We start from the raw sequence: 15,971 nt of genomic DNA, 5'->3' as shown, positions 1-15,971 counted from the left end.
AAAGCAGCACAACATTTGAGAATCAAGCCGTACCAGGGGGCGGCCCAAGGATGAACAAGAAACACAAACTGTTTGCCGCCAGTCTGTTGGCATTGGCCATCGGCGGTTGTGCCGTCAAGACCGACCCGATCGAGCGCAGTGCCAGCGAAGAACGTGCCCGTGCCGACCTGGCACAGATCTACAAGGACCAGGAACCGCTCAGCGGGCCCCTGACACTGCATCAGGCCATGGCCCGTGCGGTCAAGTACAACCTCGAAGCGCGCCTGAAGGTGATGGAAGAGGCCCTGGGCCAGCGTCAGCTGGACCTTGCCCAATTCGACATGTTGCCGCGCATGGCGTTGTCCGCAGGCTATGCCGGGCGCAACAACCAGAGCGCCTCCAGCAGCCAGAGCATTCGGACCGGTACCCAGTCCCTCGAGCCTTCGACCTCCCAGGACCGCGACCGCGAGGTGGCCGACCTGACCATGGTCTGGAACGTGCTGGACTTCGGTGTCAGCTACCTGGGCGCAAAGCAGCAGTCCGACCAGCGCTACATTCTCCAGGAACGCAAGCGCAAGGTCATCCACACCATCACCCAGGACGTGCGTTCGGCCTACTGGCGCGCGGTGGCGGCAGAGCGCCTGCTGACGCAGATCGACACCTTGATGGGACGCATCAGCCAGGCGCGCATCAACAGTCAGTTGATGAGCGCCCAGCGTATCGGTGACCCGGTCCAGGCCCTGAGTTACCAGCGTGCCCTGATCGAGGCCACCCGCCAGCTGGAAGAGCAACGCCGGGCACTGACGCTGGCCAAGACCGAACTGGCTGCGCTGATCAACCAGCCGATGGACAAGCCCTATACCCTGGCGCTGGACAGCAACTACACCGTACCGAAGCTGCACGTCGACTTCGCCAAGCTGGAGCAGCAGGCCCTGGCCAGCCGTCCGGAGCTGCGCGAGCAGGACTACCAATCGCGCATCAGCGCCACCGAAACCCGCAAGGCGATGCTGCGCATGCTACCGGGCCTGGAGTTCTCGGCCGGAGGTCATTACGACAGCAACTCCTTCCTGACCAACCAGAGCTGGGTCGATTATGGCCTGAAGGTCACCTGGAACCTGTTCAACGTGATCTCCGCGCCAGCGGCGATCGATGTTGCCAAGGCGGGTGAACGCGTTGCCGATGCACGCCGCCAGGCGATCTCCGTGGCGGTCATGGCTCAGTTGTACGTGGCCCGCGCCAACTTCGAGGAAGCCAGCCGCCAGTTCGAGACCAGCGAACAGATGGCCAGCCTCGACGGGCAGATCGCCGAGCAACTGCGCAATCGCTTCAAGACCAACAACATTGGTGAGTTGGAGCTGATCCAGGGCGAGCTGAACAACCTGCAGACCCAGCTCAAGCGCGATCTGTCCTATGCCGAAATGCGCAATGCCTATTCCCAGGTATTCGTGAGCTCCGGCGCCGATCCACTGCCTGGGGAACTGGCGGACGACAAAGTCCAGACCATTGCCAATGCCTTGCAGACGAGTGAGGAGAGCTGGAATCGTTGATTCTGCTGGGGGAGTGCTTGATCTACCTGCAGAAAAGTCCTGACCGATCGCATAACCACCCCCTGTCGGGCTGACGCCTGACAGGGGGTTTTCTTTGAAGGCGCTGATTCACACCGAACCTTCTTCTTCCTGCACCGTGCTTTTGCCCTGCAACGCAGCCCGACACCGCTCCTCGGCGATATCCAGCTCCAACTGCATCTGTTGAATGTCCAACAGCTGCTGATCGAGTTGCATCCGCCGCTCGGTGATCTTGCCCAGCATGTTGGTGAGCTGGTTGCTGTTGTCGCCTTGCGGGTCGTACAGCTCGATCAGCGCCTTGCATTCGGCAAGAGAAAAGCCGATGCGCTTACCGCGCATGATCAGCTTGAGGGTGACGCGGTCCTTAGGGGTGTAAATACGCTCCTGGCCACGCCGACTCGGCGCCAGCATGCCCTGCTCTTCGTAGAAACGAATGGTCCGGGTGGTCACGTCCAGCTCGCGTGCCAGCTCGGAAATGCTGTAGGTCTTGGCGGCCACATTGAGTCCTTTTACGAAAGCGCGCGAGCCGCTGGCACAGTGGCCGGGCTCGCAAAAGCGGTGGACCGACGCTAACAACTGATTACGTTAACGTCAACGCAGGATGTGCCTGTCACCACGCCCCCCTGAATTGCAGAGAGCTCGCAAACACAGCGGCGTGTTGACACCTTCCAGCAGCAAGTTTACGTTAACGTAAAGGTGATACTCCAGCGATGTCTATCCTTCCCTCATCCGAACAATAATCAAGGTGAGCCATGACCTACCCCAGCCTGAACTTCGCCCTGGGCGAAACCCTCGACATGCTCCGCGAGCAAGTACAAAGCTTCGTCGTCGCCGAGCTGGCGCCACGCGCCAGCGCCATCGATGCTGAAAACCAGTTCCCTGCGGACCTGTGGCGCAAGTTCGGTGACATGGGGCTGCTCGGCATCACCGTCGACGAGCAATACGGCGGCTCCGGCATGGGCTACCTGGCGCACGTCATCGCCATGGAAGAAATCAGCCGCGGCTCGGCTTCGGTGGCCTTGTCCTACGGCGCCCACTCCAACCTGTGCGTCAACCAGATCAAGCGCAACGGCAATGCCGACCAGAAAGCCCGCTACCTGCCCAAGCTGGTCAGCGGCGAGCACGTCGGCGCCCTGGCCATGAGCGAGCCGAATGCCGGTTCCGATGTGGTCAGCATGAAACTGCGCGCCGAAAAGCGCGGTGAGCGCTATGTGCTCAATGGCTCCAAGACCTGGATCACCAACGGGCCGGATGCCAACACCTACGTGATCTACGCCAAGACCGACCTGGACAAGGGCGCCCATGGCATCACCGCGTTCATCGTCGAGCGCGACTGGAAAGGCTTCACCCGCAGCCAGAAGTTCGACAAGTTGGGCATGCGCGGTTCCAACACCTGCGAACTGTTCTTCGACGACGTCGAGGTGCCCGAGGAAAACATCCTCGGCCAGGAGAATGGCGGCGTGCGCGTGCTGATGAGCGGTCTGGACTACGAACGCGTGGTGCTCTCCGGTGGGCCGGTCGGCATCATGCAGGCCGCGATGGACGTGGTGGTGCCGTACATCCACGACCGCAAGCAGTTCGGCCAGAGCATCGGCGAGTTCCAGCTCATCCAGGGCAAGATCGCCGACATGTACACCCAGCTCAATGCCAGCCGCGCCTACCTCTACGCCGTCGCCCAGGCCTGCGACCGTGGCGAGACCACGCGCAAGGATGCCGCCGGGGTGATCCTCTACACCGCCGAGCGCGCCACGCAGATCGCCCTGGAAGCGATCCAGATCCTCGGCGGCAATGGCTACATCAACGAGTTCCCCACCGGGCGCCTGCTGCGCGATGCCAAGCTCTACGAGATCGGTGCCGGCACCAGCGAAATCCGCCGCATGCTGATCGGTCGCGAGCTGTTCAACGAGACCCGTTGAAATCGCCGCACGCTCAAGCATCACTGGCGCACCGCTATCGAGGCTCACATGGCTATCCTGACGTCCCAGATCAACGTTCGCAGTCCCGACTTCGCCGCCAACCGCGCGGCCATGCTCGATCAACTGGACGAGCTGCATCGACTGCTCGCCCGCATCCACCAGGGCGGTGGCGAGAAAGCCCAGGCGCGGCATACATCGCGTAGCAAGCTGCTGCCCAGGGAGCGGATCAATCGCTTGCTCGATCCCGGCTCACCGTTCCTCGAGATCGGCCCGCTCGCCGCCCATGAGGTCTACGGCGAAGAGGTGGCTGCTGCCGGGGTGATCACCGGCATCGGCCGCGTCGAAGGCGTGGAGTGCATGATCGTCGCCAACGACGCCACGGTGAAAGGCGGCAGCTACTACCCACTGACCGTGAAAAAACACCTGCGCGCCCAGGCCATCGCCCGCGAGAACCGTTTGCCGTGTATCTACCTGGTGGACTCCGGCGGCGCCAACCTGCCGCGCCAGGACGAGGTGTTCCCCGACCGCGAGCATTTCGGGCGGATCTTCTTCAATCAGGCCCACCTCAGTGCCCTGGGCATCGCACAGATCGCCGTGGTCATGGGCTCGTGCACTGCTGGCGGCGCCTATGTGCCGGCCATGAGCGACGAGACCATCATGGTGCGCCAGCAGGCGACTATCTTTCTCGCCGGCCCGCCGCTGGTCAAAGCCGCCACGGGGGAAGTGGTCAGCGCCGAGGAACTGGGCGGTGCCGACGTGCACTGCAAGACCAGCGGCGTAGCCGACCACTATGCCGAAAATGACGAGCACGCCCTGGCCCTGGCCCGACGCTGTGTCGCCAACCTGAACTGGCGCAAGCTCGGCCAGCTCGATGTGCACGCCCCCATCGCACCGCGCCATGCCGCCGACGAGCTGTACGGGGTGATTCCCAAAGACCCCAGGCAGCCCTTCGACGTGCGCGAGGTGATCGCGCGCCTGGTCGACGACTCGCAGTTCGATGAATTCAAGGCCCTGTTCGGCACCACCCTGGTGTGCGGCTTCGCCCGGCTGGCGGGATACCCGGTGGCGATACTGGCCAATAACGGCATCCTCTTCGCCGAGGCGGCGCAGAAAGGCGCCCATTTCGTCGAACTGGCCTGCCAGCGTGGCATCCCGCTGCTGTTCCTGCAGAACATCACCGGCTTCATGGTCGGCAAGAAATACGAAGAAGGCGGCATCGCCAAGCACGGCGCCAAGCTGGTCACCGCGGTGGCCTGCGCCCAGGTGCCGAAGTTCACGGTGATCATCGGCGGCAGCTTCGGCGCCGGGAACTACGGCATGTGCGGACGCGCCTACGACCCGCGTTTCCTGTGGATGTGGCCCAACGCCAAGATCGGTGTGATGGGCGCCCAGCAGGCGGCCGGGGTGTTGGTGCAGGTCAAACGCGAGCAGGCCGAGCGCAGCGGCGAGCACTACTCGGCCGAGGACGAGCAGCGCCTCAAGCAACCCATCGTCGAGCAGTACGAGCAGCAGGCGCATGCCTTCTATTCCAGCGCCCGGCTCTGGGATGACGGCGTGATCGACCCGGCACAGACCCGCGAGGTGCTCGCCCTGGCACTCTCGGCCAGCCTCAATGCGCCGATCGAGCCGACCCGCTTTGGCGTCTTCCGTATGTGATGCGCCTCGGGCGCCCTCCTTTCGTCACGTGACAGGCCTGACCATGACCGACTTCACCACCCTGCACCTGGAGCACGACCCACGCGGATTCGCCACCTTGTGGCTGAACCGCCCGGACAAACACAACGCGTTCAACGCCGAAATGATTGGCGAACTGATCCAAGCGCTGGACCTGATCGCAGCCGACGCCTCGCTGCGCTTCCTGCTGCTGCGCGGGCGCGGCAAGCACTTTTGCGCGGGCGCGGACCTTGCGTGGATGCAGCAGGCAGCCGGGCTCGACTATGACGCCAATCTGCGCGATGCCCACCAATTGGCCGAGCTGATGTACAGGCTCGCCGAGTTGCCGATGCCGACCCTGGCAGTGGTGCAAGGCGCGGCCTTCGGCGGCGCGGTCGGCCTGGTCAGTTGCTGCGACATGGCCATCGGCACCCACGACAGCCTGTTCGCCCTGTCGGAAGTGCGTATCGGCCTGGCGCCGGCGGTCATCAGCCCCTTCGTCGTGCAGGCGCTGGGCGAGCGCGCCACGCGGCGTTACGCCCTGACCGCCGAACGTTTCGATGGCCCGTGCGCGCGCGAACTCGGCCTGCTCGCCGCCACCTGTGCTGCCGACGAGCTGGACGCGCAGTGCCATCGCTGGATCGCCCAACTGTTGCAGAACAGCCCCCAGGCCATGCGTGTCAGCAAGCGCCTGCTGCGTGACGTCGGCAGCGGCGCCCTGAGTGCCGATCTGCGCGCCCGCACCGAAGCGGACATCGCCGGACTGCGGGTCAGTGCCGAAGGTCAGGAGGGCTTGAATGCCTTCCTGGAAAAACGTCAACCGAGCTGGCAGGAATCGCATCCATGAACATTCTCGACACGCTGTTGATCGCCAACCGAGGCGAAATCGCCTGCCGGGTGATGCGCACCGCCAAAGCCATGGGCATCCGTACCGTGGCGGTCCACAGCGCCATCGACCGTGACGCGCGGCATGTGCGTGAAGCCGATCTGGCGGTGGACCTGGGCGGCGCCAAGCCGGCCGAGAGCTACCTGTTGATCGACAGGATCATCGACGCGGCCAAGGCCAGCGGCGCACAGGCGATCCATCCCGGTTACGGCTTTCTCTCGGAAAACGCAGGCTTTGCCCGCGCCATCGAACACGCCGGGCTGCTCTTCCTCGGCCCGCCCGCCTCGGCCATCGAAGCCATGGGCAGCAAATCGGCCGCCAAAGCGCTGATGGAGCGCGCCGGCGTGCCCTTGGTGCCGGGCTATCACGGCGAGGCCCAAGACCTGGAAACCTTCCGCGCCGCGGCCCACCGCATCGGCTATCCGGTGCTGCTCAAGGCTGCGGCCGGCGGCGGCGGCAAGGGCATGAAAGTGGTCGAGCGCGAAGCCGAACTGGCCGACGCTTTGGCCAGCGCGCAGCGCGAGGCGCAATCGTCGTTCGGCGACGCGCGCATGCTGGTGGAGAAATACGTCCTCAAACCGCGCCATGTGGAAATCCAGGTGTTCGCCGACCGCCACGGCCACTGCCTGTACCTCAACGAGCGCGATTGCTCGATCCAGCGCCGCCATCAGAAGGTGGTCGAAGAAGCCCCGGCACCGGGCTTGTCCGCCGAGCTGCGCCGCGCCATGGGCGAAGCGGCGGTCAAGGCCGCGCAGGCCATCGGCTATGTGGGTGCGGGCACGGTGGAATTTCTGCTCGACGAACGCGGCGATTTTTTCTTTATGGAGATGAATACCCGTCTGCAGGTCGAGCATCCGGTCACCGAACTGATCACCGGCCTCGACCTGGTGGCCTGGCAGATTCGTGTGGCCCGTGGCGAGCCGCTGCCCTTGCAGCAGGCGCAGGTGCCACTGCGCGGCCATGCCATCGAGGTGCGGCTGTATGCCGAAGACCCCGATCACGATTTCCTGCCAGCCACCGGCACCCTTTCGCTGTACCGCGAGGCCGCCGAGGGGCCGGGCCGGCGCATCGACAGCGGCGTGGTCCAGGGCGACGGCGTGTCGCCGTTCTACGACCCGATGCTGGGCAAACTGATCGCCTGGGGCGAGAACCGTGAAGAGGCGCGCTTGCGCTTGCTGGCAATCCTCGATGAAACCCTGGTCGGCGGCGTGAAGACCAACCTGGCGTTCCTCAGGCGCGTGCTCAGTCATCCCGCATTCGCCCGTGCCGAGCTCGACACCGGGTTCATCCCCAGGCATCAGGCGCAGCTCTTGCCTGCGCCCGTAGCCCTGCCAGACGCCTTCTGGCACTGCGCCGCCGATGCCTTCATCCAGAGCGAGCCGCTGCGCAGCCGCGCCGACGATGCCTACTCACCGTGGACGGCGACCTCCGGCTGGCGGTCCGGCGGCGGCGCCGAGATCGAACTGCACCTGAGCTGCCAGGGCGTGGAGCGCCGCGTGCGCGCCCATGGCCAGAACCGCTTGCAGGGCGAGCAGTTGCGGGTGGCTGGCCAGCCGAGTGAACGTCTCCCCGCCGTTCGCCAGGGCGACACGCTGTATCTGAAATGGGCGGGAGAGCTGCACGCCGTCACCCGCTTCGACCCTATCGCGGCCTGCGCCAGCCACGCTCACCCCGGCGGCCTGAGCGCGCCCATGAATGGCAGCGTTGTACAGGTGCTAGTGGCCCCGGGCGATCAGGTCGAAGCCGGCGCCGCACTGGTGTTGCTCGAAGCGATGAAGATGGAGCACAGCATTCGCGCGCCGCACAGCGGGACGGTGAAAGCGGTGTATTGCAGCGAGGGTGAGTTGGTGGCCGATGGGGCTGTGCTGGTCGAGCTTGAGGAAGGGCCTTGAGTCTTCAGACTGCCGTAGGCCGATTGGCGCTCGTGTTCGCTCAACGAGCATCGAAAGGCCGCTATTTCAGCGACAGTCCCAACGCTTGGGCCTTGCTAGCAACTTATTCACGCAGGCGTTACTCCTGATGGGATGCTCTTCCAATGCCTTGGAGAACTGATCGAACGTTTGCCCCTCGAGCAAAAACTGACGTTGCTCAAGAAGTACCTGCTCGGCACGCTTGCACGCTGCGTCGAGCACGAACGTGGTGCGATCTCCGCCCACGATCTCAATGGCAGCATCGATAAGAGCGCGGTTATCCTCAGCGACTCGCAAGTTCAACGCCACGGATTTGCTTTGATCCTTGCTGCGCAGTTCACTCATGGGGAGCTCCTGATAGCTGAATGGCGTGCTGGACGCCGCAACGGAAGGTACAACCGCGTAACGCAGATTTGTAGCCGCACAGCCAAAAGCGTGACCGATAGAAAGCGTGGGAATTTTCTGAACCCTTCGGGCGGATCTTCATGTGCCACTACTTGGGAACTATCCTACGCCCGCTCCAGAAGCGTCGCTGTTGTTGGACATGGCAAGCAGGGCTAATTTCCCCAGGTCGTCATTTGGCGACCGGGTGTGAGAGCCCGGCGATACATCGTGCCAGCGTTATGGCAGCCGTTCGTGGGCAGGCTTTGGCCTGGCCGGAATTCCGATGTTCGCCGGTCTCTCACCCCGCGTACGGCTGCCACCTGATTCTGTGAGAGGAACACATCTGGCAGGTTCTAGAGACGAACTCGGAATAAAGCCATGAAAAAGAGCGTCCCCGATCCTCCTGACACCACTCGGCCACATCCCCTCTTCACCCTCCAACCCAACCTGCCGATCCCGGACGCCCTCGTCCATCTCATCCAACTGCTGCGCGGTATCGAGGACACCCTCGACGAATTCTGCTGCGCCAACGCGGGCGCAGCAGGCACGGCGATGTTGCTCAATGCCGCACAAAGCGCGCAATTGGGCCGACTGTTGGCCGAGCATGCACTCGCCGACCGCAGCGGTTGAGCACGGCGCTTAGCGTCGCTCAGTCCTCGAAGATGAAGTCGAATTCAGCCTCGAACAGCGTATGCAGGTAAGCGTTGAAATCAGACGCGATCACCTTGTAGCTGTCAGGATCGTGCAGGTAGCGCACCACCTGCCCCGACACCCCGCCCGGTGCCGGGTCGAAGTCGACGTACAACTGCGAGGTGCCGCCATTGTTGATGCAGTAGGCGAAGCACAACCGTCGACTGAGCGGCACCTGAGCATCGATGCCGGCCCCGAGCAACTCGGGGTCTTCGTCCAGATATTCCTCATAGATCTGCGCGATGCTGGTCGGCGTGGCCTCGCTGTCCTCGAGGATCTGCGCCACCGAGCGCAGGTAGTACGGGTACTCCACCACATCGGAACCGAGGATCGGTACGGCGATTTCGCCGCCCGGATACGCGCGCCAATGGGTTCCGTCCACCTGCTGCAGCAAGCCGATCAGCGCCGGCGGGCACTGTGGGTAGCGTTGCACCAGGCGCTGCAGCTCTTCAGGCGAAGCGCCATGGGCGCGGGCGAACTGCTCGGCTTCGTCTTCGCCCAGGCGCTTGCGCACTTCGGCCAGGTAATCGGTGGCCAGGGTCAGGCTGTGCTGATGGGCGTCGAGCGTCATGTCGTCGGTTCCTCAGAAGGCTTTTGGGCATCTTGCAGCAGCACCATACTCTGCGGCGAAGACAGCGCAATGCCTTCATCGCGCAGGCGGCCCAGAATGGTGAACAGCAGGTCGCTGCGCGCACCCCCCACCTGGCGGGGGCTGGCCACGTAGCCGCTGGCGCTGATCAGCATGCCGCTGGCGGTCAAATCCTTGAAGGTCACCGACGGCGCCGGGGCATCGAGAATGCCTTCATGTTCCTTGAACGCTTGCAGCAGCAACTCGCGCACCCGCCCGGCATCGGTGTCCAGCGGCAGGGTCAGGGTCACGCCGACCACACCCAGCGCGTTGGCCATGGTGACGTTGCGCACGTTCTGGGAAATGAACTGCGAGTTGGGCACGATGACCGTCGAGCGATCGGACATCTGGATCTCGGTGGCGCGCACATTGATGCGCCGGATATCGCCCTCGACGCCGGCCAGGCTGACCCAGTCGCCGACCTTCACCGGTCGCTCGGTGAGCAGGATCAAGCCGGAGATGAAGTTCTGCACGATCTGTTGCAGGCCGAAACCGATACCCACCGACAGCGCACTGACCACCCAGGTGAGGCTGGTCAGGTTGATGTGCAGGGTCGACATCACCAGCATGGCCAGGAACAGGAAGCCCAGGTAACCGACCAGGGTCACCAGCGAGGCGCGCATGCCGGCGTCCATGTCGGTTTCCGGCAGCAGCCGCTCGCTCAGCCAGCGCTTGAGCACGCGCAAGGCGAACAGGCCGCCGAGGAAGATCGCCAGGGCCAGGAAGATGTCCTGGGGCACGATGTTCAAGTTGCCCAGCAGCTTGCCGCCGCTGCCGTCCCAGTCGGCCAGGCTCAGCAGCAGCTCGCTGGGGCTGGTGCCCGAGGGCATGAACGCCAGCAGTGCGGCGATGAACAGCATCACCGTGCGCCCCAGCCCGCCGAGCAAGGTGCTGGCCTGGGCCTGATGGCGGTGCTGCAGGCCGAGCGCCGAGGCCAGGGCCGCGCCGCCGGGTTGACGTGGCGACAGCAGGGTTTCGCAGAGGTCGCCGAACACCGTGACCAGCAGGTAGGCACACACCGCCACCACACTGATCCACAGCAGCTTGGCGGTGAGGAAGTAGGCCAGGGTCAGGTAGCCGGCGAGCAGAGACGCCAGAATCGCAATGACCCACAGCACTACCACGAACGGAATCAGCCCAGCCAGGCCGGCGGGGCGCTCCAGGCCGTGCTGGCGTCGGGTGCGGCGGTAGCGCACCAGCGCCGCGACGAACAGCAGCGACACCACCAGTGCGGTCAGACCGTTGGTGGCCAGGGTCAGCGCCAGGCTGGTGCCGATCACGCTGTTGATGCGCTCCTGGGTCAGCAGCAGCACCAGGGTCAGGGCCAGCACTTGCGGGAACCAGGCCAGCGCTTCGGCCACCTCGTCGGGGATCGGCGGCAAGCGCCACGACGGCCGTTGCAGCATCAGCATGGCGCGGCCCAGGCCGGAAATGAAGGCGCTGAACACCACCAGGGTGAGGATATGGTTGGTCAGGCTGGCCAGGTCCGCGCCCAGCTCGGCGCTGCTTTCCAGGCCCCAGCGCAGCAGCGACACCGACCCGGAAATGGTCGCCAATGTAGCCAGGGCCACGCTCAGGGCCAGGGCACTGCGACGCAACCGGCCTTCGGGCAGCCAGCGGATCATGGCGTCGGCCAACAACCGTTCGAGCACGCGGCGCACCAGGGTCCAGACCAGAATCGCCGCCACCAGCGAGGTGATGAACCACCAGCGGTGCTCGGCATTGAACGCCGTGGCCACGGCATCGGCCGCTTCGCCGCGCAGGTCGCGCAGGCGCGACACGTCTTCATCGGTGGGGCGAATGAAGCTCGACCAGAACGCCGGGCTCAGCGGGCTGGCCGCACGGCTGCTGATCTGCGAGTTGAACAGGCTGCGGCGCAGGTTGACGATCTGCGTGGACAGGTCGCGGGCCGACTGGGTCAGTTGGGTGGCCTCGGTCTGTTCGCCGACCAGCGCCTTTTTCTGCTTGTCCAGTTGCTGGCGCTGGCGGGTCAGGCTGTCGGGCTCGTCCGGCTGCACCGGGCCGAGTACGTTGAGCTGATCGTCCAGACGGGCGACGTCGGCGGTGCGCTGGGTGGCCAGGGCATCGGCCTGGCGCTGCACCTGCAAGGCCGACTGGCGCAGTTGCGACAGCACATCGTCGTTGGCGTTGGTGGTGACGCCCTGGCGGATCTGGTCGAGCCGATCGCTCAAATCCTGCAGGCTGGCGTGTTCGTCCAGGGTCTGCTGCTCGGCGGCCGCCAGGCTCGCCGGGGCATCGCCGGGTGCCGACCAGGCCGGCGTCGCTACGCACAACAACAAAGCCAAGATCACTGCATAAAAACGCTCAAGGCTGACATGCCTCATCGACTTCCCCTCTATGCAAATCGATAGGCGAAGAATTCTACGCTGCCTCCGCGCTCAGGTGAGCACCGTTTCTCGTTTCAGCAGCGCACGTTTGCGCGCCACGCCCCAGCGATAGCCGCTCAGATCGCCATCGCGGCGCACCACCCGATGACAGGGAATGGCCACGGCGATGCGATTGGCTGCACAGGCCAGGGCGACCGCACGCACCGCCTTGGGCGCGCCGATGCGCTCGGCGATATCGCTGTAGCTCACCTGCGTGCCGGCCGGCACCTCGCGCAGGGCTTGCCAGACCCGCTCCTGGAAGGCCGTGCCCTGTACGTCCAAGGGCAGGCGCAAGCCCAGCGACGGCTGTTCGACGAAGCCCACCACCTCGGCCACCAGACGCTCGAACGCGCTGTCGCCACCGATGAGTTCGGCCTTGGGGAATTGATCCTGCAAGTGTTCGAGCAGCGCCTGCGGGTCATCGCCCAGCGCGATGGCGCAAATGCCCCGCTCGCTCTGCGCCACCAGGATCGCCCCTAGAAAACACTGGCCCAGCGCGAAGCGAATGCAGGCCCCGGCACCACCGGCCCGGTAGTCACGGGCGCGCATGCCCAGGCGCTGGTCGGCATCGGCGTAGAACCGGCTGTTGGAATTGAAGCCGGCCTCGAAGATCGCCTCGGTGATGCTGCCCGCTTGCTCCAACCCATCGCGCAGTCGCCTGGCCCGAAACGCCGTGGCGTAGGCCTTGGGCGTGAGGCCGGTTTCGGCCTTGAACAGGCGATGCAAATGAAAGGGACTGACCGCCAGTTGCGCAGCCAACTGCGCGAGTGGCACGGCGCTGTCGCTGGACTCGATCAGGCGGCAGGCCCGAGCCACCAGCGTAGTGCGCCGGGTTTCGGGTTCGCCGCTCTTGGCCGTGCAGCGCTTGCAAGGCCGGTAGCCCGCCGCCTGGGCGGCGACGGTGTCGCTGAAGAACTCGATATTTTCGCGCTTGGCCAGGCGCGAGGGACAACCGGGATGGCAATGGATGCCAGTGCTGCGCACGGCATACACGAAGTGGCCTCGCGCGGCAGGGTCACGGGTCTGTACGGCCTGCCAGCGCTGAGCATCGGTGCAGTAAGGAATGACAGACATGATCGACGCCTCTGACGGAATTGGCTGCAACGGTGACAGGCGCCGCTCAGGCGAGCACTCCGCTTCTTGCTCAGTTATTGTCAGGCACGCCAGAGATACCAGGCTGCCACGGTTCGATACGGACGCCACGGCTCGCCCAACACGCGCATCTGCGCAGGCGTCGGCGCGCGCTCCAGCCCCTTCAGGCGACGGTACCCCTCGCGTATGCCGAAGTCATCCACCGGCAGGATGTCCGAGCGCTCAAGGCTGTAGATCAGCAGCATTTCCACGGTCCAGCGGCCGACACCGTGCAGGCTCACCAGGCGCTCGACCAACGCAGCGTCGGCCATCGTCCGCGCCTCCTGCAACGTCGGTACTTGCCCGTCCAGGCGGGCCTGGGCGATGCCCAGGATGGTCGCCAGCTTGCGCGCCGAGAGCCCGCAATCGCGCAGTAGCTGCGGATCGGTCGCGAGCAGTTGCTCGGGCGCGGGGAAGCGTTGATTCGGGTACAGCACCAGCAGCCGGCCGAGAATCGCCTCGGCGGCCCGGGCGTGCAATTGCTGGTAGGCCACCGCACGCACCAACGCCTCGAAGGGTTCCCGTCCGGGTTTGGCGCGGTGCAGGCAGGGGCCGACGCGGGCAACGAGCCGAGCCCAGTCCGGGTCCAGGTCGCTGAGAAACGCGCGAGCCTGCTCGAAAGCCTGGGGCGAAAGGTCGGCTTGCATCATGGGGCGGCTACCGGTGGCGCAGAGACGAAGCCCACAGGGTAGACCACGTGCGGCTCAACGTATCGCCGAATCCTGCGCAGCGAATTCGCACTGCGCCATTGCTGGCAGATCGTCACGCGCCTAGAATTGAGAACCATTAACAATCGTACTTCCAACCTCTTCTCCTCCAGGACCGCCGTCTGATGCCGCTCAACGACACGCTCGCGCCTGCCGACATCGATCAGCTCTACCAGACCCACAACGCCTGGCTGCGTGGCTGGCTGCGGGCGCGGGTCGGCTGTCGGGAGCATGCCGCCGACCTGGCCCAGGACACCTTCGTGCGCCTGCTGCGTGCGCGCAACGTTTCGCCGCTCAAGGAACCGCGCGCGTATCTGAGCAGCGTCGCCCGCGGCCTGATGATCGACCAGTACCGCCGCCGCGCCCTGGAGCGTGCCTATCAGCAAAGTTTGGCCGGCGTGCCGGAAGGCGAGGTGCCGAGCGAGGAACACCGTCTGGTGATCCTCGACACCCTCGAGCGCCTGGATCGCGCCCTGCATCAGCTCAAGCTGCGGGCGCGGGAGGCCTTTTTGCTGGCCCAGCTCGACGGTCTGAGCATCGCCCGGATCGCCGCACATCTGAAGGTGTCGAGGGCCACGGTCGAACGCGACCTGGCCAAGGCCTTGGCCGCCTGCTACCGGGTGCACTATGCCGAACACTGAGCAGTCACCAGCCCAGGCGCAGGTGGACGAGGCTATTGCCTGGCTGGTCAAGCTGCGCTTCGACGAGCCGAATGCACGGCTTGAACGGCAGTTCCAGGGCTGGCTGCAGCGTCATCCGCTCAACGCCCTGGCCTGGCAGCGGGTCAGCCGCATGGGCGAGGAATTGGCGGGTCTGCCCTCGGCCCTGAGCCGGCGCACCCTCGACCACAGCCAGCGCCAGCGGTTGGCCCGGCGCGACACGCTCAAGCTGCTGGCAGGCCTGGCGGTATGCACGGGCGCGGCCTGGGGCCTGCGCGAGCCGTTGGGCCTGCCCGCGCTGATGGCCGACAGCCGCACCGCCACTGGCGAGCGCCGCGACCTGCGCGGCAGCGACGGCAGCCGCCTGCAACTCAATACCGCCAGCGCTATCGACCTGCGCTACAGCGCCAACCAGCGGTTGCTGACGCTGATCCGGGGTGAGGTCAGCCTGGCCAGCCAGGCCGACGATAAGCGCCCCTTCCATATTCAGACGCCGGTCGGCGAGCTGAACACCCGCGATGGCCACCTGCTGCTGCGCGAGCATGACGCCGGCCTGCTGCTGGCCGTGCGCAGCGGCGAGGTGCAGCTGTTCCCGGCGTCCGCTCAGTCGCGGCGCGTGGGGCCGGGTGAAGTGCTGAACGTCAGTCCTGCGGGCGGGGTCGAGGCGGCCCATTTGCAGGGTGATCCGTGGGGCTGGACCGAGGGCGTGCTGAGCGTGCAGAAGATGCCGCTCGGTGCCTTCGTGACGGAGTTGTCACGCTATCGACCAGGGTTCATCCGCTGCGCCCCGCAGGTGGCCGGGCTCGAGGTGTCGGGCACCTATCAGTTGGCCGACACCGATCAGATTCTGTATCTGATCGCCCACACGCTGCCGGTGCGTGTCGACTATCGGACGCGATATTGGGTGAGTATCGGCGCCTAGTGGCGCAGGGTGGTGGGACATTGACTGGAGAGCCGAAGACTCAAAGCGCCAGAGGGCTGATGAATGGCTCATCCTGGCGCTCATCGTCCGCATCCGCTCTTCTGAACACCAAGGGTGCGATCACTTCGACAACGCCGTTCGTCAATAAAATGGGCGACGGCACCGTCACAGGAAGACGGGAAAGTCTGACGCCGATCAACACGGTTTCTGCACGGAAAATGAGATTGCCCGACACCAGTTGGGTGTTGAAAGCGACGATTCGACCCTTGTGGTCCAGCAGTAGACGCAGATAGAGATCCGCATCAGGCGCCAGTTCCACGGCCGCACGCGGATAACTCTTCTGCGCACGGATCGCCTTCAGCATTCGCCTGGCGAACTGATCGTGGATGAGCTGTTCCTCAGGGGTATTCGGGGAAGCTTGAGCCGCCGTGCAGAGCGAAAGCCCACCCAGCCACATCACTAAAACGGCAAAAATCGTAACGACTGTCCAACGCTTCACGCTGTATTCCTTCACCTGATCCCAATCCATAACCCCGGTCCAGTGGCGCTTGGCG

15 protein-coding genes are annotated in these 15,971 nt (G+C 64.9%); 8 read left to right on the top strand and 7 right to left on the bottom strand.

Features of this window, described 5'->3' with window-relative positions; translation table 11 throughout:
• Window positions 1-50 precede the first annotated feature (50 nt).
• The gene (locus Q6A47_RS16210) at window positions 51-1,526 is read left to right on the top strand and encodes a TolC family protein (protein WP_304484793.1); all 1,476 of its coding nucleotides are present in this window, start codon (window positions 51-53) and stop codon (window positions 1,524-1,526) included.
• 108 nt (window positions 1,527-1,634) lie between these two features.
• Here the strand turns inward: Q6A47_RS16210 and Q6A47_RS16205 are convergent, their stop codons facing one another.
• Entirely contained in the window at window positions 1,635-2,042 is a 408-nt protein-coding gene (locus tag Q6A47_RS16205; protein ID WP_304484792.1) for a MerR family transcriptional regulator, read from the bottom strand.
• 254 nt (window positions 2,043-2,296) lie between these two features.
• Between Q6A47_RS16205 and Q6A47_RS16200 the strand changes: the two genes are divergently transcribed.
• The 4 genes from Q6A47_RS16200 to Q6A47_RS16185 are packed head-to-tail and all read left to right on the top strand — an operon-like array spanning window position 2,297 to window position 7,891.
• Window positions 2,297-3,460, top strand: coding sequence for an isovaleryl-CoA dehydrogenase (locus tag Q6A47_RS16200; protein WP_039580237.1), 1,164 nt, complete (start codon window positions 2,297-2,299; stop codon window positions 3,458-3,460).
• 48 nt (window positions 3,461-3,508) lie between these two features.
• Entirely contained in the window at window positions 3,509-5,116 is a 1,608-nt protein-coding gene (locus Q6A47_RS16195; protein ID WP_304484791.1) for a carboxyl transferase domain-containing protein, read from the top strand.
• Between the two features lie 43 nt (window positions 5,117-5,159).
• Complete coding sequence (locus tag Q6A47_RS16190) at window positions 5,160-5,960, top strand: gamma-carboxygeranoyl-CoA hydratase (protein ID WP_304484790.1); 801 nt, start codon at window positions 5,160-5,162, stop codon at window positions 5,958-5,960.
• Window positions 5,957-7,891, top strand: a complete 1,935-nt coding sequence (locus tag Q6A47_RS16185; RefSeq protein ID WP_304484789.1) for an acetyl/propionyl/methylcrotonyl-CoA carboxylase subunit alpha — start codon at window positions 5,957-5,959, stop codon at window positions 7,889-7,891. The genes Q6A47_RS16190 and Q6A47_RS16185 overlap by 4 nt, the downstream gene beginning before the upstream one ends.
• 66 nt (window positions 7,892-7,957) lie before the next feature.
• Here Q6A47_RS16185 and Q6A47_RS16180 read toward each other — a convergent pair whose 3' ends face one another.
• Entirely contained in the window at window positions 7,958-8,254 is a 297-nt protein-coding gene (locus Q6A47_RS16180) for a type II toxin-antitoxin system TacA family antitoxin (RefSeq protein WP_304484788.1), read from the bottom strand.
• A gap of 417 nt (window positions 8,255-8,671) precedes the next feature.
• Here Q6A47_RS16180 and Q6A47_RS16175 point away from each other — a divergent pair, with 417 nt between their 5' ends.
• Window positions 8,672-8,923, top strand: a complete 252-nt coding sequence (locus Q6A47_RS16175; protein ID WP_304484787.1) for a hypothetical protein — start codon at window positions 8,672-8,674, stop codon at window positions 8,921-8,923.
• Between the two features lie 19 nt (window positions 8,924-8,942).
• On the opposite strand, the gene Q6A47_RS16170 is transcribed toward Q6A47_RS16175, so the two are convergent.
• From Q6A47_RS16170 to Q6A47_RS16155, 4 genes are all read right to left on the bottom strand, one after another.
• Window positions 8,943-9,554, bottom strand: coding sequence for an SMI1/KNR4 family protein (locus Q6A47_RS16170; RefSeq protein ID WP_304484786.1), 612 nt, complete (start codon window positions 9,552-9,554; stop codon window positions 8,943-8,945).
• Window positions 9,551-11,956 (bottom strand): DUF3772 domain-containing protein, encoded by a 2,406-nt coding sequence (locus Q6A47_RS16165; protein ID WP_116889190.1) that lies wholly within the window; start codon window positions 11,954-11,956, stop codon window positions 9,551-9,553. Before Q6A47_RS16165 ends, Q6A47_RS16170 begins: the two co-directional genes overlap by 4 nt.
• A gap of 54 nt (window positions 11,957-12,010) precedes the next feature.
• On the bottom strand, window positions 12,011-13,072 hold the full coding sequence (ada, locus tag Q6A47_RS16160) for a bifunctional DNA-binding transcriptional regulator/O6-methylguanine-DNA methyltransferase Ada (protein ID WP_304484785.1): 1,062 nt from the start codon (window positions 13,070-13,072) through the stop codon (window positions 12,011-12,013).
• Between the two features lie 80 nt (window positions 13,073-13,152).
• Window positions 13,153-13,779, bottom strand: a complete 627-nt coding sequence (locus Q6A47_RS16155; protein ID WP_304484784.1) for a DNA-3-methyladenine glycosylase family protein — start codon at window positions 13,777-13,779, stop codon at window positions 13,153-13,155.
• A gap of 182 nt (window positions 13,780-13,961) precedes the next feature.
• Here Q6A47_RS16155 and Q6A47_RS16150 point away from each other — a divergent pair, with 182 nt between their 5' ends.
• Entirely contained in the window at window positions 13,962-14,477 is a 516-nt protein-coding gene (locus Q6A47_RS16150; protein WP_304484783.1) for a sigma-70 family RNA polymerase sigma factor, read from the top strand.
• Entirely contained in the window at window positions 14,464-15,417 is a 954-nt protein-coding gene (locus tag Q6A47_RS16145) for a FecR domain-containing protein (RefSeq protein ID WP_295481407.1), read from the top strand. The genes Q6A47_RS16150 and Q6A47_RS16145 overlap by 14 nt, the downstream gene beginning before the upstream one ends.
• A 40-nt stretch (window positions 15,418-15,457) precedes the next feature.
• On the opposite strand, the gene Q6A47_RS16140 is transcribed toward Q6A47_RS16145, so the two are convergent.
• Window positions 15,458-15,946 (bottom strand): hypothetical protein, encoded by a 489-nt coding sequence (locus Q6A47_RS16140; RefSeq protein ID WP_304484782.1) that lies wholly within the window; start codon window positions 15,944-15,946, stop codon window positions 15,458-15,460.
• Window positions 15,947-15,971: the final 25 nt, after the last annotated feature.

The organism is Pseudomonas boreofloridensis, from assembly GCF_030580795.1.
Lineage (GTDB): Bacteria > Pseudomonadota > Gammaproteobacteria > Pseudomonadales > Pseudomonadaceae > Aquipseudomonas > Aquipseudomonas boreofloridensis.
The sequence above is the reverse complement of the archived record's forward strand: the minus strand, read 5'-3'. Positions and strand labels throughout refer to the sequence as shown.